At 66.8% G+C, this 21,827-nt stretch carries 23 protein-coding genes and 1 tRNA gene; 14 read left to right on the top strand and 10 right to left on the bottom strand.

Features of this window, described 5'->3' with window-relative positions; all coding sequences use genetic code 11:
* Window positions 1-56 precede the first annotated feature (56 nt).
* Complete coding sequence (locus PVW46_RS16445; RefSeq protein ID WP_043140195.1) at window positions 57-1,142, bottom strand: tricarboxylate transporter; 1,086 nt, start codon at window positions 1,140-1,142, stop codon at window positions 57-59.
* Window positions 1,143-1,262: 120 nt separating this feature from the next.
* On the opposite strand from PVW46_RS16445, the gene PVW46_RS16440 reads away from it, so the two are divergent.
* Together PVW46_RS16440 and PVW46_RS16435 are read left to right on the top strand one after the other, a co-directional pair.
* On the top strand, window positions 1,263-1,931 hold the full coding sequence (locus tag PVW46_RS16440; protein ID WP_069209738.1) for a response regulator transcription factor: 669 nt from the start codon (window positions 1,263-1,265) through the stop codon (window positions 1,929-1,931).
* Window positions 1,928-3,286 carry a sensor histidine kinase gene (locus PVW46_RS16435; RefSeq protein WP_069209739.1) on the top strand — a complete coding sequence of 453 codons (1,359 nt, stop codon included), beginning with the start codon at window positions 1,928-1,930 and terminating at the stop codon, window positions 3,284-3,286. The genes PVW46_RS16440 and PVW46_RS16435 overlap by 4 nt, the downstream gene beginning before the upstream one ends.
* A 12-nt stretch (window positions 3,287-3,298) precedes the next feature.
* On the opposite strand, the gene PVW46_RS16430 is transcribed toward PVW46_RS16435, so the two are convergent.
* Complete coding sequence (locus PVW46_RS16430; RefSeq protein WP_069209740.1) at window positions 3,299-5,113, bottom strand: gamma-glutamyltransferase family protein; 1,815 nt, start codon at window positions 5,111-5,113, stop codon at window positions 3,299-3,301.
* The gene (locus tag PVW46_RS16425; RefSeq protein ID WP_083242318.1) at window positions 5,110-6,168 is read right to left on the bottom strand and encodes an AbrB family transcriptional regulator; all 1,059 of its coding nucleotides are present in this window, start codon (window positions 6,166-6,168) and stop codon (window positions 5,110-5,112) included. Before PVW46_RS16425 ends, PVW46_RS16430 begins: the two co-directional genes overlap by 4 nt.
* A 63-nt stretch (window positions 6,169-6,231) precedes the next feature.
* On the opposite strand from PVW46_RS16425, the gene PVW46_RS16420 reads away from it, so the two are divergent.
* The 5 genes from PVW46_RS16420 to nadC all read left to right on the top strand — a co-directional run bounded on the left by PVW46_RS16420 (window position 6,232) and on the right by nadC (window position 11,317).
* A complete protein-coding gene (locus PVW46_RS16420) occupies window positions 6,232-6,876 on the top strand; it encodes a GntR family transcriptional regulator (protein WP_043140184.1) in 645 nt (214 codons plus the stop codon).
* 95 nt (window positions 6,877-6,971) lie between these two features.
* On the top strand, window positions 6,972-7,883 hold the full coding sequence (locus PVW46_RS16415) for an NUDIX hydrolase (RefSeq protein WP_069209741.1): 912 nt from the start codon (window positions 6,972-6,974) through the stop codon (window positions 7,881-7,883).
* 65 nt (window positions 7,884-7,948) lie between these two features.
* Entirely contained in the window at window positions 7,949-8,920 is a 972-nt protein-coding gene (gene nadA / locus PVW46_RS16410) for a quinolinate synthase NadA (protein WP_069209742.1), read from the top strand.
* Window positions 8,917-10,452: an L-aspartate oxidase gene (locus tag PVW46_RS16405; RefSeq protein ID WP_069209743.1), complete on the top strand. Its 1,536-nt coding sequence runs from the start codon at window positions 8,917-8,919 to the stop codon at window positions 10,450-10,452. Before nadA ends, PVW46_RS16405 begins: the two co-directional genes overlap by 4 nt.
* A gap of 1 nt (window position 10,453) precedes the next feature.
* A complete protein-coding gene (gene nadC / locus PVW46_RS16400) occupies window positions 10,454-11,317 on the top strand; it encodes a carboxylating nicotinate-nucleotide diphosphorylase (protein ID WP_069209744.1) in 864 nt (287 codons plus the stop codon).
* 31 nt (window positions 11,318-11,348) lie between these two features.
* Here the strand turns inward: nadC and PVW46_RS16395 are convergent.
* The 4 genes from PVW46_RS16395 to PVW46_RS16380 all read right to left on the bottom strand — a co-directional run bounded on the left by PVW46_RS16395 (window position 11,349) and on the right by PVW46_RS16380 (window position 15,328).
* A tRNA-Thr gene (locus tag PVW46_RS16395) sits at window positions 11,349-11,424 on the bottom strand.
* Between the two features lie 92 nt (window positions 11,425-11,516).
* Window positions 11,517-13,064: a heme biosynthesis protein HemY gene (locus PVW46_RS16390; RefSeq protein WP_069209745.1), complete on the bottom strand. Its 1,548-nt coding sequence runs from the start codon at window positions 13,062-13,064 to the stop codon at window positions 11,517-11,519.
* 11 nt (window positions 13,065-13,075) lie between these two features.
* Window positions 13,076-14,560, bottom strand: coding sequence for a COG4223 family protein (locus tag PVW46_RS16385; protein WP_069209746.1), 1,485 nt, complete (start codon window positions 14,558-14,560; stop codon window positions 13,076-13,078).
* 48 nt (window positions 14,561-14,608) lie between these two features.
* Window positions 14,609-15,328, bottom strand: coding sequence for a uroporphyrinogen-III synthase (locus PVW46_RS16380; RefSeq protein WP_069209747.1), 720 nt, complete (start codon window positions 15,326-15,328; stop codon window positions 14,609-14,611).
* A gap of 72 nt (window positions 15,329-15,400) precedes the next feature.
* On the opposite strand from PVW46_RS16380, the gene tsaD reads away from it, so the two are divergent.
* The 4 genes from tsaD to PVW46_RS16360 are packed head-to-tail and all read left to right on the top strand — an operon-like array spanning window position 15,401 to window position 18,117.
* Window positions 15,401-16,480, top strand: a complete 1,080-nt coding sequence (gene tsaD / locus PVW46_RS16375; RefSeq protein ID WP_069209748.1) for a tRNA (adenosine(37)-N6)-threonylcarbamoyltransferase complex transferase subunit TsaD — start codon at window positions 15,401-15,403, stop codon at window positions 16,478-16,480.
* Entirely contained in the window at window positions 16,477-17,427 is a 951-nt protein-coding gene (locus PVW46_RS16370) for an NAD(P)H-dependent glycerol-3-phosphate dehydrogenase (RefSeq protein WP_069209749.1), read from the top strand. Before tsaD ends, PVW46_RS16370 begins: the two co-directional genes overlap by 4 nt.
* Before the next feature lies 1 nt (window position 17,428).
* Window positions 17,429-17,698 (top strand): YciI family protein, encoded by a 270-nt coding sequence (locus PVW46_RS16365; RefSeq protein WP_069209750.1) that lies wholly within the window; start codon window positions 17,429-17,431, stop codon window positions 17,696-17,698.
* On the top strand, window positions 17,698-18,117 hold the full coding sequence (locus PVW46_RS16360) for an EVE domain-containing protein (RefSeq protein WP_069209751.1): 420 nt from the start codon (window positions 17,698-17,700) through the stop codon (window positions 18,115-18,117). Before PVW46_RS16365 ends, PVW46_RS16360 begins: the two co-directional genes overlap by 1 nt.
* 6 nt (window positions 18,118-18,123) lie before the next feature.
* On the opposite strand, the gene PVW46_RS16355 is transcribed toward PVW46_RS16360, so the two are convergent.
* Window positions 18,124-18,489, bottom strand: a complete 366-nt coding sequence (locus PVW46_RS16355; protein ID WP_133066199.1) for a hypothetical protein — start codon at window positions 18,487-18,489, stop codon at window positions 18,124-18,126.
* A 185-nt stretch (window positions 18,490-18,674) separates the two neighbouring features.
* Here PVW46_RS16355 and PVW46_RS16350 point away from each other — a divergent pair, with 185 nt between their 5' ends.
* Window positions 18,675-19,073, top strand: a complete 399-nt coding sequence (locus tag PVW46_RS16350; RefSeq protein WP_069209777.1) for a DUF1761 domain-containing protein — start codon at window positions 18,675-18,677, stop codon at window positions 19,071-19,073.
* Between the two features lie 268 nt (window positions 19,074-19,341).
* Here the strand turns inward: PVW46_RS16350 and PVW46_RS16345 are convergent, their stop codons facing one another.
* A complete protein-coding gene (locus PVW46_RS16345) occupies window positions 19,342-19,683 on the bottom strand; it encodes a DUF2853 family protein (RefSeq protein WP_043140643.1) in 342 nt (113 codons plus the stop codon).
* Between the two features lie 247 nt (window positions 19,684-19,930).
* Between PVW46_RS16345 and PVW46_RS16340 the strand changes: the two genes are divergently transcribed.
* Window positions 19,931-20,536, top strand: coding sequence for an HD domain-containing protein (locus PVW46_RS16340; RefSeq protein WP_069209752.1), 606 nt, complete (start codon window positions 19,931-19,933; stop codon window positions 20,534-20,536).
* An 83-nt stretch (window positions 20,537-20,619) separates the two neighbouring features.
* Window positions 20,620-20,892: a hypothetical protein gene (locus tag PVW46_RS16335; protein WP_083242319.1), complete on the top strand. Its 273-nt coding sequence runs from the start codon at window positions 20,620-20,622 to the stop codon at window positions 20,890-20,892.
* Between the two features lie 45 nt (window positions 20,893-20,937).
* On the opposite strand, the gene PVW46_RS16330 is transcribed toward PVW46_RS16335, so the two are convergent.
* Window positions 20,938-21,582, bottom strand: a complete 645-nt coding sequence (locus PVW46_RS16330; RefSeq protein ID WP_069209753.1) for a L,D-transpeptidase — start codon at window positions 21,580-21,582, stop codon at window positions 20,938-20,940.
* Window positions 21,583-21,827: the final 245 nt, after the last annotated feature.

Genomic DNA, 21,827 nt, shown 5'->3' with positions numbered 1-21,827 from the left:
TGTCAATTCAAAAGGGGCGGCGGCCGCGGATAGACGGGCGGCCGCCGTCCGGTCGGTTACTTCAGCGAGACGCCGTAGTCTTCCTGCAGCCAGTCGACGACAAAAGCCTTGGCTTCTGCCGGCACCTGCGTGCCCAGCGTGAGCGTGTTCTTGGCGCCCTTGCCGGTCATCTGCGGGTAGACGCCCAGACGTGCCTCGGAAATTTCGGCGAAATCGTCACGCGCCAGCACCTTGTTCAGCGCCTCGGTATAGGCGTCCACGGCCCAATCCGGCGAGCCCTTGGGCAGGAAGATCATCTTCTGCGCCGGGAAACCCGCGATCATGAAGGCCTTCCAGGCGTCCCATGCCTCGCCCGAGGTGTTGCAGCCCTCGGTCGCCTCGCAGACTTCCTTGAAGGTCGGGATGTCGGGGAAGGTCGGGTCACGCACGATGTCGCCATTTTCGTCCAGCGCACCCCAGGTCATCCACGGCACCGCGCTGCCGTTTTCCACCAGCGGCGTGACGTTGGCCAGGTAGGCCGAAGAGGTCTGGTAGTCGACGTTGGCTTCGCCGCGCTCGAACATCAGGCGACCGTCGCCGCGTCCCTTGATGCCAAAGACCGGTTCGACGTTCATGCCCAGCATCTTCCATGCCAGCAGCGGCACTAGGTCAAGACGCGTGGCGCCCTGGCTGCCCCAGATGAAATCCTCGCCCGCCAGGCCGGAGGCGTCCAGCCCGTCCAGTTTCTCGGCCATCGCGGGGGGCAGGTAGGCGACACCGCCGGTGCCCGAGGCCAGCACGACGTTCCAGTCGCTGTATTCATAGCGCACGCGCGGATCGCCCAGCAGGTAGGGGAACTGGGTCGACCCCGAGGTGCCGAAGATCACGGTGCCTTCGGTGTCTTCCCAGGTCTGCGCCTGGAACCAGTTGGCGCCCTTGGTCGACCCCGCGCCCGGCATGTATTTCACCACGACGGTCGGATTTCCCGGCAGCGCCTCGGAGAGCAGCGGAGCGTAGAAGTTGGCCCATTTGGCCGAACCACCGGATTCCGAGAACGGGATCACGTAGTCCACGGTCTTGCCCGACAGGTCGAGATCCTGCGCGGCGCCCAGGGTTGCAGTCACGGCAAAGCCGGCCGCGACGATGGCGGTCTTGATCGTCATATTGGTATCCTCCCATGTCGGCGCCCTTGGCCGGGCGCCCTTTCCATCCAGCGATGATTCGTCGCTTGATGATGAATATTTAAGCTGCGAAGCTTGCGTGAAGCTGACGGACCGGGAAAAATGCGGATCGCGATTGTCGACGACAACGAGGCACTGGCCAAGGGAATCGCCTGGCGGCTGCAGGATCGGGGCCATGCCACCGACCTTCTGCATGATGGAAATGCCGCCGCCGATTTCCTGCGCGACGACGCCAATGACATCGTGATCCTCGACATCAACCTGCCCGGGATCAATGGGTTAGAAATCCTGAGAGAGATGCGAAACCGGGGCGATCATCGCCCTGTCCTGTTGCTGACCGCGCGTGACACCACGGCGGAACGGGTGCAGGGGCTGGACGCGGGCGCCGACGACTACCTCGTCAAACCTTTCGAGATGGAAGAGCTGGAGGCGCGGGTGCGTGCCCTGTCGCGCCGCCTGGGACAGACCGCCCAGACCGAGCTATCGATCGGCACCCTGCGCTTCATTCTGGAAACACGGCAGGTCGAGATCGACGGAACGCCGCTGCCGCTCCCCCGGCGCGAGGTTTCGGTGCTCGAGGCGCTGCTGCGCGCGCGTGGTGCGGTGGTGTCCAAGTCGGACCTGCTGGAACATGTCTATGGCACCGGGGCGGACGTCGGTGAATCCTCGGTCGAGGCGCATGTCTCGCGGCTGCGCAAGAAACTGGTCCCGGCGGCGCTGGACATCCGGGTCAGCCGTGGCCTTGGCTACAGCCTGCAGGAACGGGCGTGAGGCGGTCGCTCCGGCTTCGCCTGCTGCTCATCATCCTGACGCCGCTGGTGGTGCTGGGGATCGTCGTCGGCACCTGGCGGGTCGAGGCGGCCCGGCGCACGGCGGCAGAGTTCTTTGACCGCAACCTGATGTTCACCGCCCTTGCCGTGTCGCGGGACGTGGCGCTGCTGGACGGTGACGCGATCTCTCCGGACACCGAGAAACTGCTGGGCGAAACCGCCGGCGGCCCGGTGCGCTACCACGTCTATGCCCCGGACGGGGTGCTGGTGGTGGGCTATGCCGTGCCGCCGATCCCCGTCACCCGGCGCCTGCCGCAGGACGTGGCCTTTCTGTACACCGACGCGCTTTACAAGGGCACGCCGGTGCGGGTTCTGCGGCTCAAGACAGAGGCGACCATCGGCGCGATTTCCGGCACCTTCACCACGACGGTCTGGCAAAGCATGGAGGCCCGCAACCGCTTTGCGCTGCAACTGGCACTACGGGCGGCAACGGTCATCGCTTCGCTCATCCTTGCGGTGGCCCTGCTGGTCTGGTTCGGGGTCCGGCACGGGCTGAAACCGCTGACCGATCTCGAAGAGGCGATCTCGCGCCGCTCACCAGAAGACCTCAGCCCGATCCGCCGCGCCGTTCCGGTCGAGACGCAAGGCCTGGTCGGGCGGCTCAACACCCTGTTCACCCAGTTCGGCGCCACGATGGAGGCGCAGTCGAATTTCATCTCGGACGCCGCGCATCAGCTGCGCAACCCGATTGCCGGGCTACAGGCGCTGTCGGCGGCGATCCTCACCGCGCCGACGCTGGAGGCGGCGCATGAACGGGCCGCCGACATGGCCAAGGCAGCGGATGGCGCGGGGCAACTGGCCAACCGCCTGCTGACGCTGGAACGCGCCCGCGCCGAAAGCGGGACCAGCGGGTTCGAACGGCTGGACCTGCAAGAGATCGCCTCGACCACCGCCGCGGATTTTGCCCCCCGTGCCCGGGCGCGGGGGCTGCGGTTCGACACCGATCTGCCGCCGGGCCCGGTGCCGATGCTGGGGGACCGGGTGATGCTGGGCGAGGCGCTGGCCAACTTGCTGGACAATACGCTGGTTCACGGCGGCGAGGGGTTGTCGCGCGTCACCCTGACGCTGCGCGCGGACCCGGACATAACCCTGTCGGTGCGGGACGACGGACGCGGCGTGACCGCCAGGGACGTGCCCAAGATCCTGTCGCGGTTCGGCCAGGCCCGCTCTGGCCCCGGCAGCGGCCTTGGCCTGTCGATAGCCGAGGCGGTGGCCCTGCGGCATGGCGGGACGCTGACCGTGGAACCCTCGGATAAAGGGTTCGGCGTCGTCCTCACCCTGCCCCGGCTGGCCTGAGATGCGGCCCGGTCAGCGACCCGCCGCGTAGGCCTGCATCAACCGTGGCGTGGCCGCCGCCTTCAGCAGGCCCTCGGGGCTGCGGCTGGTCGCTGTCAGGCGCCCGATGGACCACGGCGCAGCCTCCGTCAGCAGGTGCCCCCGCGCGCGCAGCGCGTCCAGCGTGGCCTGCGGAAAGTTCGGTTCAATCATCAGGACACCGGGTTTGCAGCCGCGCGGATAAAAGCTCGCTTGCAGATGCTGGCTGTGGAACAGCGGGCCGTCGATCGCTTCCTGCAGGTTCATCTGTTGATGGACAAGGCGCAGCAGGAAGATCAGCTGCCACTGGTCCTGCTGGTCGCCGCCCGGCGTGCCAAAGGCCAGCCGCGTGCCGTCGGGCCGCAGGGCCATCGAGGGGGTCAGGGTGGTGCGCGGGCGGCGCCCCGGTGCCAGCGAGGTCGGCAGCCCCTCTTCCAGCCAGAACATCTGCGCCCGGCTGTTCAGCGGCACGCCCAGCCCCGGCACCACCGGGTTCGACTGCAACCACCCGCCCGACGGCGTGGCCGAGACCATGTTGCCCCAGCGGTCGATGACGTCGATATGCACGGTGTCACCTTCGTCCGGGCCCTTGGGCGCCTCCGGCGTGGGGGCCAGGTGCGAGAAGGTGGGCTCTCCACCGCCAATCCCGGCATCGGTCGCACGCATCCTTGCCGCACGAGCCATGAAGGCCTCTGCCTGCGCCTCCAGCCCATCGATCATCCCCGGACGCTGCTCCAGGCTGGCCATGCTGCCGACCAGGCCGGCACGGGCGCGGGCATAATCGGCGGACAGAAGCGTTTGCAGCGGCACGGTGCTATGGTCGGGATCGCCGTAATAGGCCTCGCGGTCAGCCATCGACAGTTTCAGCACCTCGGTGATGCGATGCACGGCGGCGTCGGAATACGGGTCTTCCTTGCCATACCCCAGCGCGTCGAGCAGGCGCAGGGATTGCAGCAGGGACGGCCCCTGCGACCAGGGCCCGGCCTTCCAGACCTGCCAGCCGTGGTAGTCGACCGAGACGGCCTGTTCCGTCGTGGCGCGCCAGCCCGCCATGTCCTGCCCGGTCAGGACACCCTTGCGCGCAACGCCGGTGCCGTCGATCACGCAGGCGTCCCGCAGGTAATCGTCGATGGCCTCGGCGACGAAGCCCTCGTAGAAAGCCCTGCGCGCCGCTTCGATCTGGGCCTCGCGGCCCTCGGCCGTTTCGGCCTCGTCCAGCAGGCGCCGCCAGAACGCGGCAAGTTCCGGGTTGCGGAACATCGCGCCGGGGGCGGGCGCCTCTCCTCCCGGCAGCCAGGTCGCGGCGGAGGTAGGCCAGTGGTCGCGGAACAGATCGGCGTTCTGGGCGATCATGGCGGACACGCTGGCAAGCACCGGGTGCCCCTCTTCCGCATAGAAGATCGCCGGTTCCAGCACCTCGCGCAGGGTCATCGTGCCGTGGTCGCGCAGCATGACCATCCAGGCGTCGAAGGCCCCCGGGATCACCGTCGCCAGGAGGCCCGAACCGGGGATCAGCTCCAGCCCCTCGGCGCGGTAGTGGTCCAAAGTCGCCCCGGCCGGCGCCGTGCCCTGCCCGCAGATCACCTGCGGCGCCTCGGCCCCGGCGGGCCAGACCAGCGCGGGCATGTCGCCCAGGGGGCCGTTCAGGTGCGGCTCGACCACGTTGAGGGCAAAGCCCATCGCCACCCCGGCGTCAAAGGCGTTTCCGCCCGCCTCCAGCATACGCATCCCGACCGCCGTGGCGATCCAGTGGGTCGAGGCGCAGACACCAAAGGTGCCCTGCAATTCGGGGCGGGTGGTAAAACTCATGGATGGTCCTTTCGGGGTTTCATCAGGAACCGGGCGGCCAGAGGCGCCCCGGTGATCACGAGGAAGACGCGCGTCAGATGATGCACGATGACAAAGCCGAGGTCAGCCCCCGCCACGATGGCCAGCACCGTCATCTCTGCCTGCCCGCCCGGGGCAAAGGCAAGGAACCCCTCGACCGGCGGCGCAAGCCCCAGCAATACAACGATTTCCGAAAAGATCGCCGCCAGCACGGCGAGGATCAGAACGAACAGCACACCCGCCAGAACCACCCGGCGCAACTCGCCCAGGGTGATGCCGACATAACCCACGCCGATCCCGACCCCGATGAAGAACTGCGCCGCCAGGATCGCCTCGGCCGGGGGGCGCGCATGGATGAAACCGGACAGGCTGAGCACGGCGGTGACGATCATCGGCCCCAGGATCGAGGCCCCGAACAGGCCAATCCGTTCGCCCCCCTTCCAGCCGATCAACGCGGCGGCGGCCATCAGGGCCAGCTCGTGCAGCGGGATCTCGGCGGCGGGCGCACCGATGTCGTTGGTCAGCGCAGAGCCGAAACCGAAGGTCAGGATCATCGGCGCGACGGTGACAATGATCATCACGCGCGTCGCATGGATCAGTGACAGGGCCCGGGGATCGCCGCCAGCCTCGGTGCCAAAGATGATCATGTCCTGCAGGCCCCCGGGCATGGCCGCGTACCAGGCTGTGACACGGTCGAACCCGTGGACCCGGTGGAAATAAGGGACGCCGATCAAACCGATCACAAGGATGTAAAGCGGGATGAAGGCCAGCGATGCCGCCATGCTGGGCAGGGCCGCCACGACGTCCGGCGTCAGCGAGGCCCCGACCGCGACGCCCAGGATCGTGCGAAACCCCTTCGAGACCTGCCCGAAGCCCTGCAAGGGCCGTTGCGCCAGCGCCGCAAGCAGGCAGGCCGCCAGCGGACCGAAGAGGAACGGCAGCGGTAAGCCGAGCAACGTGAACAGCGCGACCCCGGTGGCGGCGGTCAGCGCGGTCTCTATCCGGCGGGAGGTGGCGGTACGGGGACGGTCGGGCATGATGCACTCCTGTCTTGCATCCTTGTGTATACACAGGTATTCAACATGCGCAAGGAGCACAGCATGACCGACGAGAAACCGCTTGAGCTGTCGCAGGGACAGGAGGCTTATCGCCGGATCCTCGACGAGATCCGCGCCGGGCACCTGATGCCGGGCGACCGGCTGATGGAGGTCGAGCTTGCCAAGCGGCTGGGCTTTTCCCGGACCCCCGTGCGCGAGGCGATCCGCCAGCTGGAAAGCGACGGCGTCGTGACCCATGTTCCACGCGTCGGCGCCGCGATCCGCAGGCTGGACCACGCGGAAATCTCTGAACTCTACGACATGCGCACGGTTCTGGAAGGCACCGCGGCGCGCTTTGCCGCGCGCGCGGCGTCAGAGGTGGAACTTGCGGAACTGGCCGACATTCACGCCGCGATGGCCGCCGGCGATGGCGATCCCTTTGTGCTCAACCGGCAATTTCACGCGGCGCTTCTGGATGCCGCGCGCAACCGTTTCCTGATGAAGGCGGTCGCCTCGATCCACACCACGCTGCTGATCCTGGGCCCCACGACCCTGCGCGAAGAAGAACGCGCCGAGGATGCCCTGCGCGAACACGCGGCGATCCTGGAAGGCCTGCAAGCGAGGGACCAGGATGCGGCGGAACAGGCGATGCGGGCCCATATCGCCGCCGCGCACCGCGCCCGGTTGCGCCAGCTGCGCCGGGGCTGAACCGCGTCGGGCCCGCATTGCGGGCCTCGCGCCTTGTCTCGCGCCGGGACTTCTGACAGGTACTTGGGCATTCATCCTGGCTGGAAGACAAGAGCATGACAGGCGTCCAACTGCGCGCGGGGCTGGCAAATGCTGACCTGATCGCCGTCCTCGTGGCGGTGACGGACAACGAACCGCGCGTGATGACCCTGCGCGCGGGCGAGGCGCTGCCCTCCGGCCCCTTCGAGTCGCAGCACCGCAGCCTGCAAAGCGGGTTGCGCGACTGGATCGAAAGCCAGACGAGCCACCCGGTCGGCTACCTCGAACAGCTTTACACCTTTGCCGACCGTGACAGAGAGGCCCCTTCCGAGGCAGGCGCGGCCCGGCGGATCTCTATCGGCTACCTCGGGCTTGTGCGGGAACAGGTGACACCGGGCACCGGCCAGCCACAGTGGCACGGCTGGTACGAATATTTCCCCTGGGAGGACCACCGCGACCGCCGTCCCGCTGTCCTGGACAGCATCGCGGACCGGCTGGACAGTTGGGCGGGGTCGGATTCCCTGCGCCGGGAGCGTGTCGATTTCCTGTTCGGGCAGAATGGCTTGCCCTGGAACGAGGACCTGGCCCTGCAACGCTATGAACTGATGTACGAGGCCGGTCTGGCCGAAAGCCCCTCGCGCCCGGCGATCGAGGGTTTCGGGCGGCCCATGACAGGGGATCACCGGCGTATCCTGGCGACCGGGATCGCGCGGCTGCGCGCCAAGATCAAGTATCACCCGGTGGTTTTCGAACTGATGCCGGACAGCTTTACCCTGCTGCACCTGCAACGCACGGTCGAGGCGCTATCGGGCCTGCGCCTGCACAAACCGAACTTTCGCCGCCAGATCGACCAGCAGGAACTGGTCGAGGAAACCGGCGAGATGTCCAGCGGGACGGGGGGCCGTCCGGCCAAGCTGTACCGCTATCGACCGACGGTCCTGCAGGCCCAGGCCCTGGCAGGCCCAAGACTGCCCGTGTCACGCCATTGACATAAACTCTAGTTGAGAATATCAAGCGCCTCCAGATGTACTCATCCAGAGTATAAGGAGCCGTCATGACCTACCTTCGCCTTCCCGAACTTTATGACCGGGTCAGCAAGATCGTCCCGGAACCGGACTGGATCCGCTACGAGGACGACATTGCCGCCATCCTTGACCTGAAACGGGAAAAGAACGCGGTGATCCTGGCGCACAACTACCAGACGCCGGAAATCTTTCACGGTGTTGCCGACATCGTGGGCGACAGCCTGGCGCTGGCGCGCAAGGCGATCGAGGTCGAGGCCGACGTGATCGTGCTGGCGGGCGTGCATTTCATGGCCGAGACGGCCAAGCTCTTGAACCCGGAAAAGACCGTGCTGATCCCCGACATGGGCGCCGGTTGCTCGCTGGCCGATTCGATCACCCCCGAGGACATCGCCCTGCTGCGGCAGGCGCATCCCGGCGTGCCGGTCATCACCTATGTGAACACCTCCGCCGCGGTGAAGGCCGCCTCGGACATCTGCTGCACCTCGGGCAACGCCAAGGAAGTGGTCGAATCGCTGGGTGTGCCCAAGGTCCTGATGATCCCGGACGAATACCTGGCCCGGAACGTGGCCCGCGAAACCGATGTCGAGATCATCGCCTGGAACGGCCATTGCGAAGTGCACGAACTGTTCACCGCCGACGACGTGCGCGGCATGCGCGAGGCCTACCCCGGCGTCACCATCCTGGCGCACCCGGAATGCCCGCCCGAAGTGGTGGCAGAGGCGGATTTCTCCGGCTCGACCGCCGTCATGTCGGGGTACGTCGGTGAGAAAAAGCCAGGCCGCGTGGTGCTGCTGACCGAATGCTCGATGAGCGACAACGTAGCGGTGGATCACCCGGACGTGGAATTCGTGCGTCCCTGCAACCTGTGCCCGCACATGAAGCGGATCAGCCTGGGCAACATCCGCGAGGCGCTGGAACAGAACCACCACGAGGTCACGGTGGACGCCGCCATCGCTGCGGACGCACGGCGCGCCGTCGAACGGATGCTTGCCGTAAAATGATCCGGCTTGGCCAGGACGGCGACCGGGTCACGGTCGTCGGCGGCGGCATCGCCGGGATGATCTGCGCGTTGGAACTGGCGCCGCAGCCGGTGGTGCTGATCACACGTGCCGGGCTGGGGCAGGAAAGCTCCAGCCAGTTGGCGCAGGGCGGCATCGCGGCCTGCCTCGGCACCGATGACAGCGTGGCGCTGCACCTGGCGGATACCCTGGCTGCCGGGGCCGGTCTTTGTGATCCAGAGGTGGCAGAAACCGTTCTGAGCGGCGCCCCCGGGGCCATCGCCGCGCTGGAGGCGCATGGTGTCCGGTTCGATCGCACGCCGGAGGGCGATTTCGCCCGGGGGCTGGAGGCCGCGCATTCGCGCAAACGCATCCTGCACGTCGACGGCGACGGCACCGGTGCGGGCATCACCCGTGCCCTGTCCGAGGCTGTCCGCCGCTGCCCGTCGATTTCCGTCCTGACCGGGGCCGAGGTGGTGCGGCTGGTCCGGCGCGACGGGCCTATGCGCGGTGTCCTGCTGAATGACGGCCGGCTGCTGTCCACGTCCCGCGTCGTGATGGCAACCGGCGGGCTGGGTGGGCTGTACGATGCCAGCACCAACCCCGTGGGCAACTACGGCCAGGGCGTCATGCTCGCCGCCCGCGCCGGGGCCCAGCTGTCGGACATGGAATTCGTACAGTTCCACCCCACCGCGCTGGATACACAGGGCACGCCGTTGGGCCTGATCTCGGAGGCCGTCCGGGGCGAAGGCGCGGTGCTGATCAACGCCGAGGGCACGCGGTTCATGGCCGACACGCCCGGCGCCGAGCTTGCCCCGCGTGATGTCGTGGCCCGTGCCATCGCCGCCCAGATCGCGCGCGGCAGCCGCGTTTTCCTGGACGCCCGCCCGGCACTGGGCGCGGGGTTTGCCAAGCGGTTCCCCGGGATTGCGCGGCTCTGCCAGGCGGTCGGGATCGACCCTGCGCAACAACCCATTCCCGTGCGACCGGCGGCGCATTACCACATGGGCGGCATCCATACGGATACTCACGCCCGGACCAGCCTGTCCGGCCTCTGGGCCATCGGCGAATGCGCCGCCACCGGCCTGCACGGGGCGAACAGGCTGGCCAGCAACTCTCTGCTGGAGGCGGTGGTCATGGGGCAACGCGCCGCCCAGGATATCGCGGGCCAGCCTGCTGCCCGGCCGCGCGGTGCCAGCCTGTCGCCCGTATCCCTGCCCCCGGTGGCGAACAGTGCTGCGGTGCGCCGAACCGTGTCCGAGAACCTTGGCCTGCTCCGCGACGACAAAAGCCTGCGCGCGGCCTTGGCCGCTCTGCTGCCCCTCGCCCAAGGCACCGGCGCCTCTGCCGACCCGGCCATCATCGGCCTTGCCATCGCGACCTTTGCCCTGCTGCGCGAGGAATCGCGCGGTGCCCATGCGCGCACCGACTATCCCGATCCTCTCCCCGGCAGCACATCCTGCCGGATGACCCTTGATGACATTATGGCCGTCGCGGAACAGCAGACGACCCATCCCCTGCCCCGGAGTGCCTGACATGACGCTTGTCCCCCTGCCCCGCCCGGTGATCGAACCCGCCCTGCGCACCGCGCTGGAAGAGGATCTTGGCCTTGCCGGGGACATCACCTCGGCGGTGGTAATCCCGGACGGGCACCGTTCCATCGTCACCGCCGTCGCCCGCAAACCCGGCGTGATTGCCGGGCTGGACTGTGCCGAGCTGGCCTGTGCCCTGGTCGATCCGGCCATCGAGGTCACGCGCCACCTGCAGGATGGCGCCCCCGTCACCCCCGGTGCCCGGATCGCCACCTTCGAAGGCCCGTCGCGCAGCCTGCTGACCGCCGAACGCACGGCGCTCAACTTCATGGGGCACCTGTCGGGGATCGCCAGTGTCACCGCGGGCCTGGTGCAGGCGGTTGCCGCGACGCAGGCCAACATCGTCTGTACCCGCAAGACCACACCGGGCCTGCGCGCGCTGGAAAAATACGCCGTGCGCGCGGGCGGCGGCATGAACCACCGCTATTCGCTGGCCGATGCGGTGCTGATCAAGGACAACCACATCGCCATCGCGGGCGGCATCCGCCCGGCGCTGGAGGCCGCCCGCGCCGCGACCGGCCACATGGTCAAGATCGAGATCGAGGTCGACACGCTGGACCAGCTGCGCGAGGTGCTGGAGATCGGCGCCGACGCGGTTCTGCTGGACAACATGGACCCGGACACGCTGCGCAAGGCGGTGGAGATGGTCGCGGGTCGCGCGATCACCGAGGCCTCTGGCGGCATCACCCCCGACACCGCCGCCACGGTTGCGGCCAGCGGCGTAGACCTGATTTCGCTTGGCTGGATCACGCATAGCGCGCCGACGCTGGACATCGGTCTGGACTTCGTCTCTGTCGCGGAAAGCTAAGGACCAGGCTTGCGCCGGATCCGGGGGAAGGTGGTGCCGGTGAAGGGACTCGAACCCCCGACCCCATCATTACGAATGACGTGCTCTACCAGCTGAGCTACACCGGCCATCTTCCCTGCACAGATCAAAACCGCCCAAAGCAGGGCTGATCGGTGTCAGTGCGCGGCCTATTAGCAAACGGGCCGCGCGAGGGGAAGGGCTATTTTGCGCCTTCCTTCTTGGGGTCTTCGAGTTCGATGACCTCGGCATCCTCGGGTCCGGCATCAGGGGCCTTGGCATCCGTCGGGGCGGCGCTGGCAGGGGCCTCGGGGCCCAGGTCGATCACATCGGGCCCGGCCTCTTCGCCGGCATCCTCGGCCTTGTCTTCCAGCGCGCCGCCGATGAGCAGCGGCAGCATGTCGGCGCCGGCGGGCAGCACGACTTCGGACTGCGGCGGAGTCGTCCAGCTGAGCGTGTCGAAGGCCGAACAGTTGGAACAGATCGGCGTCCATTCCGCGTGGATCGTGTTGCACTTATCGCAGACCCACTGCGGACCACGGGGTGCGGTCAGGGCCTTGGCAAGGTAGCCACGCACCACCGCGTCCTTCGCGCCCTCGCCCTTTTCGACGGCGGCCATGATCGCCAGAACCCGGGCATCCGGATCCTTGTCCGGCAAATCGCCCAACGCGCGGCGCGCCTCGGGGAAGTGTTCGGCGGCGAGGTTCAGCTCGGCCTTGAGCAGCTTGGTCTCCCGGTGGTCGGGCTGGATGCGGGTCAGCTGGACAAAGCGTTGCACGCGCTGATCCGGGGTCTCCTCGGGCTCGATCTCGGCAAAGGCGGCGGCCAGGTCGGGGTGCGGATGCGCCTCCCAGGCCTTCTTGAGCACCTTCATGGCATTGCGTTTGCGGCCCTGCGCGATGTAGGCGCGGGCGGCCATCGCGGCGGCGGGGACCAGGTCGGGCGAGGCGCGGTTGGCCTCGATCGCCGTTTCCGCAGCCTTGCCGCTCTCCTCGGCATCGTCGATGTCGGTGGCCTCCGACAGCGCCAGGACAGCATCGCGCCGCTTGTAGACATCACGCGGCAGGGCACCGTGTTTCAGCTTGGCCTGCAGGGTCTTGCGCGCGCCGGACCAGTCGTGTTTCTCGGCCTGCAATTGCAGCAGCGTGTCCTGGATCTCGACGTGCTTGGGCTTGATCGCGAAGGCGCGCTCGGCCAGTTGCAGCGCCGTGTCCGTGTCGCCCGAGGCCAGCTTCTGCTTCATGATCCCGCGGATGCCGACAAAACGCGTGGTGTCGTTCTTCAACAGGCGCTTGTAGACCTCTTCGGCCTTGCGGTTGTCGCCCACCATCTCTGCCGCCTGCGCGGTGATCAGATCGGTCAGTTCCGGCTTGTGCAGGTATTTCTCGGCCTTGTTCGCCTTGGCAATGGCAAGACGACCCTCACCGGAGGACAGCGCCATCAGGCCTTCGGACAGTGCCTCGTATCCCTTGCGCTCGCGGTTGCGGTCGAAATAGCGGCTGAGCGCAGTGTCGTCGCCGTTGATGAACTTCAGCGTGGCGATAATCAGACCCGCCAGCTTGAAGAACAGCCAGACGGCAAAGACCAGCACGACGGCCGCCATGACCGATTGCAGCGGGCCAAGCGTGTATTCCATCCCGGCAACGGTAACCTGCACCCCGCCCTGGCTTTCGAGCAGGTAGCCCGCGCCAAGGGCCAGCGCGCCGACCAGCGCGACGAAGACAACGATCTTGATGAGTGACCAAAGCATGGTGCCGACCCTTATTCCTGGTTCAGTTGCTGGGAGAGATCGGCCGCGGCGGCGAGAGCGTCGCGCCGCAGCGTGGCCTGGGCCACCCAGTCTGACATTTCAGCCCGTGCCGTTTCGGGCAGGCTTTCGATTTCGCTAAGCGTGGTGTCCAGGTCGCCGCCGCGCAGCGCGGCCTCGGCCCGCGACAGCACCGCGTCGGGGTCGTTCCCCTCTCGTGGCGTGACCGAGCGCGCGCCCAATTGCGAGCGGAAGAACCCTACGACGCTGCCCGCCTCGGCACCGTCGGCACCCGCTGCCCGCGCCGCCGCCAGCGCATCGCGGGCGGCATCGGGGAAGGACGAGATCAGGGCAGAGGCGGTGGGCAGCCCCTCTTCGGCACCTTCGACAAGCGGCCCTGGCACATCCACGCCGTTGCCGGTCAGCACCGCCAGCGGTTCGGCATAGGGCTGGCCGTCGCGGGCCCGGGTCGTCAGATCGGCCAGCGCGGCGCGGCTGGCGGCCAGTTTCGCGCGGGTTTCGGCGCTTTCTTCCGAGGCACGGGCACGGGCGGCCATCGCCTCGACTTCCTTGCGCGCGGCATCCATCGCCGCCTGCTGCTCCTTCTGCGCCGCCAGCAGGTCTGCCTGTTGTGCCGTGACCTGCGCCTTGAGCGCCTCCAGCTCACGCTCGTAGGCGGCCACGGTCTCGGGCGAGACGGCATCCTTGAGCGGCTGCTTTTCCAGCGCGGTCATGCGGCGGTCCAGGTCGGTGATCAGGGTGCCCAGCCCGGTCAGCTGATCCTGCGTCTCTGTCAGCTCGGTCCTCAGTGCGCCCAGCCCGGTTTCCAGCGCGGTCACGCTGGTGCCCAGCGGGCCAAGGTCGATGCCTGCAACGGCATCATCCGTGGCATCGGCGCGCTTGGTCAGCGCCGTGATCCGGTCATCCTGGTCGCGCAGTGCAGCAAGCGTCTGGGTGACAAAGGGATCTTCCTCGGCGGATTGCGACCCGATAAAGGGCAGGTCGGGATAGGCCCCGGCGGCATAACCCAGCCCGGCGGCGACGACACCGCCCAACAGCATCGGGACAAAGCCGCCCTTGCGCTCGACCACGGTTTCGCGGACAACCTGCGGCTCTGCCGGTGGCGCCGCGGCGGTGTCCAGGGTGTCCTCGAATGGCACGGCGTCGTCTGAAAGCGTATCGTCAGAGGCCCCGGCGGCCACATCACCGCCTTCGTGCGGCACGGACTCTTCGGTGGGGGCAGGGTCAGCATCCGGGTCGGTGTCGGCGGGGTCGCCGGTTTCCAACGCATCGGCGGTCAGCCTCTCGCCTTCCGGTGCCAGGGTGTCATCACCCTCGGTCTCGGGCAGATCCGTTCCGGCCAGGCTGTCCTCGCCGGCGTCGGCGGCAAGACTGTCCTCCGCCGCGTCTTCAGCGCCGGATTTCAGGGTGTCCGCCTCGGGCAGGCTGTCTGCGGCGTTACCCGTGTCCGTCGGGGTATCCTTCTTAGACTTCGCCACTTTATCGTTTCCCCTCGAATGCACGTCGGTCCAGGCAGATGGACCGGGTCAATAGTCTCTGGCCAGCGCCCGGTTCAGAAGGTCCGAGACAACCTCCCTCATTGCCTCCGACTCGGGCCGCTCAGCCACTTTCAGGTTCCTTTTATGCAGCGGCATGAGCGCGTTGACCACAGCTTGACTCATGGCCGCGACAAGAAGAGGCGCCTTTGCGCATTCCTTCGCCAGCAATTCGCCCGTCCGGGGCGAGAACACCGGGGCAACCACCGGAACCTGCCCATCAAGTGCGGCGCGGGCCTCTGTATTCAAGGGGCAAGGCGGTTGATCATAGATCGCGGCGCTCGTGCAGGCGATGCCCGCCGCACTCAACCGGGCGGCGATGTCGCCGCGCACATGGGTCCCATGCAGATGCACCAGGGGGGCCGGGGGCCGCCGCGCAATGATATGACGGATAAGCTCCTCTGCCGATCCCCCGCCCTCCTGCGCATGCATCCCCGCCGCTTCGGCGGCTCGCGCCGTCGCCGGACCCACCGCAAACACCGGCAGATCGGTGCGCCCGCCCAGCGCCTGCCAGGCCATGACCCCATTGGCCGAGGTAAAGATCAGCCCCCGCGCCTGCGACACGTTCGGCAGCGGCCCGGTGACTTCGACGGCAAAAAGCGGAGAGATGACGGCACGGAATTTCAGGCCGTCCTGCCGCAGCCGCGCGGCAAAACGCTCGGACGCGGCCTGTGGCCGGGTCAGCAGGAGAACGGGCAAGGCGTCGGGCATGGGCCTCCGGGATTGTGGGGCGCCTTTCCGGGTGGTACTTGCAGACGCCGTAAAGCGCAACGGGAACGCCGGATGACCTCTCCCCTGATCTTGGGCCTGGAAAGCAGCTGTGACGACAGCGCCGCCGCATTGCTGCGCGGGCGCGAGGTGCTGGCCTCTGTCGTGAAGGGCCAGAACGAGCTGCACGCGGCGTTTGGCGGCGTCGTTCCGGAAATCGCCGCCCGCGCCCATGCCGAGCGGCTGGATACCTGTGTCGAGGAAGCCCTGGCCGAGGCAGGCGTGACGCTGCAACAGGTCGACGCCGTGGCGGTGACCGCCGGACCGGGGTTGATCGGCGGAGTCCTCTCGGGGGTGATGCTGGCCAAGGGGCTGGCAACGGGGCTGGGCGTGCCACTGGTGGGGGTGAACCACCTTGCAGGCCATGCGCTGACCCCACGGCTGACCGACGGGCTGGCCTTTCCATACCTCATGCTGCTGGTGTCGGGTGGGCACTGCCAGTTCCTCATCGTACGCGGCGCGCAGGATTTCTCCCGGTTGGGCGGCACCATCGACGACGCGCCCGGAGAGGCCTTTGACAAGACCGCGCGCCTTTTGGGCCTGTCGCAACCCGGCGGTCCCTCGGTCGAGGCCCGGGCCCGCGCGGGCGATGAACGCCGGTTCCGTTTTCCCCGCCCGCTGCTGGACCGTCCCGGCTGCGACATGAGCTTTTCCGGACTGAAGACCGCGCTCTTGCGCCAGCGGGACCAGTTGATCGCCGATCAGGGCGGTCTGCATGCGCAGGACGTGTCCGACCTTTGCGCCGGATTCCAGGCGGCGGTGCGGGACGTTCTGACCGAAAAGGCCCGCCGCGCGATCGCGCTCTACCTCGATGAGGCCCCGTCGGAACCGGCCCTGGCCGTTGCCGGGGGGGTTGCCGCGAACCAATCCCTGCGCGGATCGCTGCAGGCGCTTTGCGCCGAGACAGGTGTGCGGTTCACCGCCCCGCCGCTGCGGCTGTGCACGGACAACGCGGCGATGATCGCCTATGCGGGCGGCGAATTGCTGGCCGCGGGTGTCACCCATGACATGAGCCTGTCCGCGCGCCCCCGCTGGCCACTGGACAAGAGCGCAGCACCCCTGGTCGGCTCCGGCAAGAAAGGCGCCAAGGCATGAGCATCGCGGTCCTCGGGGGTGGCGCTTTTGGCACGGCGCTGGCGGTCGCGCTGGGGCGCAAGCGCGCGGTGACGCTTTGGGCGCGGGATGTGACCGGCCTGCATGACACACGGCAAAGCCCCCGCCTTGCCGGTGTGACCCTGCCAGATGCCGTCACCGTCACCGGCGACCTGAACGAGGCCGCCAGTCGCGACACGCTGTTGCTGTCGGTCCCGATGCAACAGCTCTCGACCCTGCTGGACCGGATTGCCACGCCGCTGGACGGGCACGCGCTGGTCGCCTGCTGCAAGGGGATCGACCTGGCCGAAGGCGTCGGGCCGTCGGCCCTGATCGCCCGGCACCAACCCGGCTCGGTGCCCGCCGTTCTGACCGGCCCCAGCTTTGCCGGCGACATCGCGCGCGGCCTGCCGACGGCGCTGACGCTGGCCTGTGGAGATGAACCCAGGGGGCGGGCGCTGCAGGAACACCTGTCGACGCCGGTCCTGCGGCTCTATCGCAGCGATGACATGATCGGCGCGGAACTGGGCGGCGCGCTGAAGAACGTGATCGCCATCGCCTGCGGCGCCTGCATCGGTGCCGGCCTGGGCGACAGCGCCCGCGCGGCCCTGATGACCCGGGGCTTTGCCGAGATGATGCGCCTGTCCGCCCGGCTCGGCGCGCGCCCGGAAACGCTCACCGGCCTGTCCGGCCTGGGCGACCTGACGCTGACCTGCACCTCTGACGGGTCGCGCAACTATCGCTTTGGCCTGGCGCTGGGACGAGGAGAGGAGTTCGACCCCTCCGTGACCGTCGAAGGCGCGGCCACCGCCCGCGCCGCCGCCCGGCTGTCCACGGAGCTGGACCTGCCCCTGCCCGTCTGTTCCGTGGTGGCCGACCTGTCCCAGGGGCGGTTGACCGTGCGCCAAGCGATGGACACCCTGCTTTCCCGACCACTCAAGGATGAATGACATGCTGATTGCCCTGATCGCCCATGACAAACCCGGCGCCCTGCAAATCCGCAAGGACACGCGCGACGCCCACCTGGACTACCTCAAATCGACCGGGGTCGTCTCTCAGGCAGGGCCGCTGCTGGACGACGAGGGCGGCATGATCGGCTCTCTGGTGATCCTCGACGTCGCCGACAAAGCAGCGGCCGAAGAATGGGCGGCAAACGATCCCTATGCCAAGGCCGGCCTGTTCCAGAGCGTCACCCTGACCGCGTGGAAAAAGGTGATCTGATGCGCTACTGGCTTTTCAAGTCCGAACCCTCGACCTGGTCCTGGCAGGACCAGCAGGCCAAGGGCAACGCTGGCGAAGAATGGGACGGGGTCCGGAATTACCAGGCCCGCAATTTCATGCGGGAGATGGAAAAGGGCGACCGGGGCTTTTTCTACCATTCGCAAAAGGAAAAGGCGATTGTCGGCACCGTCGAGGTGATCGCCGAGGCACATCCCGACAGCACCACGGATGATGATCGCTGGGAATGCGTGGACATCATGGCGCTGGAATCCGCCGCGACGCCGGTCACTCTGGACCAGATCAAAGAGGATCCCCGGCTGGCGGAAATGGTGCTGGTCAAGAACTCCCGACTGTCGGTTCAGCCGGTTTCGGAAGAGGAATGGCAGGTCATCTGCGGACTGGCGGGCCTGTCCACCTGATCCGCGTCACAGCAGTTCGTCGGGGATATGCGGCAGGGCGAGCGCCGCAAGTGCCTGTCGGCGTTCGTCGTTGACATGCACCTGCAAAGGCCCCTCGGGGTCGACGACCTGCTGGTAAATGCGGGCGAGACCAAAGGAAACGCCGCCAGGAGCATGAACCGAGTCAAGCAACCTTTGGTTGCGGGAGCGCAGCCGATCCTGCAGGCGAAGGGAATGCCAGTGCAGCTCGCGGAACCCGAACTCTACCTCGGCGACCTCGGCCAGGTCGGTGAAATTCTTTCCAGGGGCTTCCGGCGAGTCTTCCCCATGTAAACGTTCGAATAATTCGCGCAATTCTCCACGCGTGACATGTCCGTTGTGACGAATCCACACCAGGTCGAGATCGGGGAAGTATTTCAGGTCTACGGGTATGGTGGGCGCTCGTCAAAGTTGCGGGGACTCAAGATATCACGCAATGTAAACTATAGCATATTCCACGCGAAAACAGGGGTTCTGGATAAACCTTTTTTCGAAACCCGTAATTTTATGCGCGGAAAAGTCACGCCGGAGAAATGACCATGCTTGAATTCGTCAACAGTCTTGCCGCTGCAATCCTGGCCTTCGCGGCTGGCGCCGTCTGGTACATGGCCCTGGCCGGACCGTGGAAAACCGCCTCAGGCGTGAAACTGGACGCGGACGGCAATCCGCAGGGCGGCATGAGCGCGGGTGTCATGATCCTGACCTTTGTCATGCAGGTGGTCGTGGCCGGGATGATGCGCCATGTCTTTGCCGCCAGCGGCGTCGAGACGGCTGGTGCCGGACTGGTGTCGGGCCTTGGGATCGGGTTGTTCTTCATCGCGCCCTGGATCGCGATCAACAATGCCAACTCCATGCGCCCCCTGACGCTGACGTTGATCGACGGCGGCTATGCGACGCTGGCCTGCGGTCTGATGGGGCTGGTGCTGACGCTCTTCTGAGATCGACACGGGCTCGTATAAAAACGGAGGGCCCCGGAAAACCCGGAACCCTCCGTCCACCCCACATGCTCCCTACGCACCACATGTGTTTTGAAATCTACGGTTCCGGCCTTTCTGGCCAGTCCCCTAGACCCTACGGTTTCCACGCCCGTCCGGCAATCTGGAACTACCGGCAATTTCAATCAATTGCGGGGAATCACCGCTCTGGATACGACAAGGGCCCCCGCGCTGCGGAGGCCCCGTAACAGGTTGGTCCTGCTGCCACGGCTCAGCCGTAGACGGATTCCTTGCCGAAATGCTTGGTCAGCATGTAGTAGACCACGGCACGGTACTTGTTGCGCTCGGACTGGCCGTAGGTTTCAATCACCTTGCCGATCGCGTCCATCAGCTCGGGACCGTCCGCAAGGCCCAGCTTCTTGACCAGGAAGTTGTCCTTGACGGTTTCCAGCTCGCTCTCCTGCGATGAGGCAACGGTTGAGGCATCCGCGTCATAGATGGCCGGACCACAGCCGATGGTGACCTTGGTCAGCAGGTCCATGTCCGGTTCCATGCCGCACTTGTTCTTCAGGTCCTCGGCGTATTTGGCGATCAGTTCGTCGCGACGTCCCATGTTCACTCCCTCGTGTCATGCGCCGCGTTCCGCGGGCGCTGTCCGTGCTGTTTAGCGGCCAAAGCGGCCATGCCATCGCATGGTGACCGCACATTCGCGTTATTGGCAAGGGAAATGCGGCACCTCTCTTCCCCCTGTTCCGGGCGCGAAGGGCATTCCGTGAAGTCACCTTGCGCTCTGTGGCAATTTGGGCCCAGATCGGGACAGGCGGGCGCCGTTCCGGCGTCCCACCCCAGGAGGGCACCGCATGACCGAAACCGGCACTGTCAGCTTTACCCAGATGAAGGATGGCACCCGCGAAGACTACGAGCTTCTCGAACGGCTGGAGAAACCCTACCTGGCGCTGACCCCCGACCGGGTGCTGGATGAATTGCGCCGCCAGGGAGAGGTCACCCTCGAAGGGTATCGCATCACCCGGCTGACCCACGGGCTGCAATCGGCCACCCGCGCGGAACGCGATGGCGCCGACCTCGACTGGATCGTCGGCGCGCTCTTGCACGATGTCGGCGACGGGCTGGCGCCGCAGAACCATGACCGGTTTTCTGCCGATGTGATCCGGCCCTTCGTCCGCTGGGACGTGGCCTGGGTGGTGGAACACCACGGCATCTTTCAAAGCTTCTACTACGGCCACCACTATGGCTGGGACCGCAATGCCCGCGACCGGTTCAAGGATCATCCCTGTTGCGACAGCTGCGCGGAATTCTGCGAACGCTGGGACCAGTCGAGTTTCGACCCGGCGTACGACACCCTGCCGCTGGAGCATTTCGAACCGCAGGTGCGAGAGGTCTTTGCCCGCAAGGCCTATGACCCGGCGGTGATCCGAGAGGGATTCGTGTCACGCTTGGCAGAGTAAGCCGCGACCCGGTCCGTGGCCGCTTGAAGCCGGTGGGGCGGAATGCGACTGTCCGGTTGACCTCAGTACCGGATTGTTACGCCATGCAACGCCCTCTTTTAATCGCCAGCCCTCTCATCCTTCTGGCGCTTGCCGCCTGCGAGCCCGTTCCGGGAGGCGGTGCACCCTCTGGCCCCACGTCCACTGCTCCCGAAGCCGTGGCCGCCATCGCCGCCCCCTACCAGGATCTGACCAGAGTTCGGTGGCGGTCCGAGGACGGGTGTTATTGGTACACCCATGAAGGCCCCGTCGAGACGACCGAATTGCCAGTGCGCACCAGCGCAGGCAATCCGATCTGCACGCGGCCCCGGCCCTGATCGCGGACCTCAGGCAGCCTCCTGTCAGGGGCCGCCCACACAGTCCTACAGAGGGCTACCGTCGGTGGGATACAGGTAGGCGGTCACGCCGGTAGACACCTGGTCGTACAGGTAGTTGATGTGCGGCATCACCATCCGCACACAGCCCGAACTTGCCCGCGTCCCGATAGAGCGCGGCGCGGGCGTGCCGTGAATGCGCAGATAGCTGTCCCGGTTGCCGACATAAAGATACAGGGCACGCGACCCCAGCGCATTGTCCGGGCCGGGGGGCTGCCCGTCCGCCCAGGCTGCGTATTTCTCCGGCTCTCGGGCAATCATGGCTGCGGTAGGCGTCCACCGCGGCCATTTCGCCTTGCGCTTGATCGTGTAGACACCCGGTCCGTACAGACCGTCACGCCCGATCGCCACGCCATAGCGCATCGCGGTTCCGTCGCCCTGGATGTGATAGAGGTAGCGCGCAACCGCATCGACGTGAATATCACCCGGTTTCAGGCCGGGGTTGGCCGAGACCCTCCGCGGCAGGAAGCGGGGATGCAGACCCCAGGGATTCGAGGTTTCCAGATCGAATTCAGGGGGAGTCACCTGGGCGTCCCACTGGCTCCAGTCTCCTGGCGCGGCAAAGGCGGGGCGGGCGATTGCCGGCGTGGCTAACGCAGCGGCAGTGGCAACAAACTGGCGTCGGGTAAACATTACAGCAGCTTTCTTGCGAGGGTAGCAGATTGGCAACGGCCGAGTTCAGCGTACCGTTCCATTACACTGTCTATCAAAACGGCAAACCGGCCCGATCCTCAAACCCGTTTTTCGGGTTTCACCAAATCTTTTGGCGGCCCGTGCAGATTTGCGCCAGAAGCAAAACAACCGCCAGCCTTTCGGCCAGCGGTTGCAGGGGCGCCAGATGGCGCGCTTCCTCAGTACCGGTAGTGCTCGGGCTTGAA

Origin of the sequence: Mameliella sp. AT18, from assembly GCF_028807275.1 — a bacterium.
GTDB lineage: Bacteria > Pseudomonadota > Alphaproteobacteria > Rhodobacterales > Rhodobacteraceae > Antarctobacter > Antarctobacter albus.
This window is presented reverse-complemented; position numbering and strand designations above follow the sequence as displayed.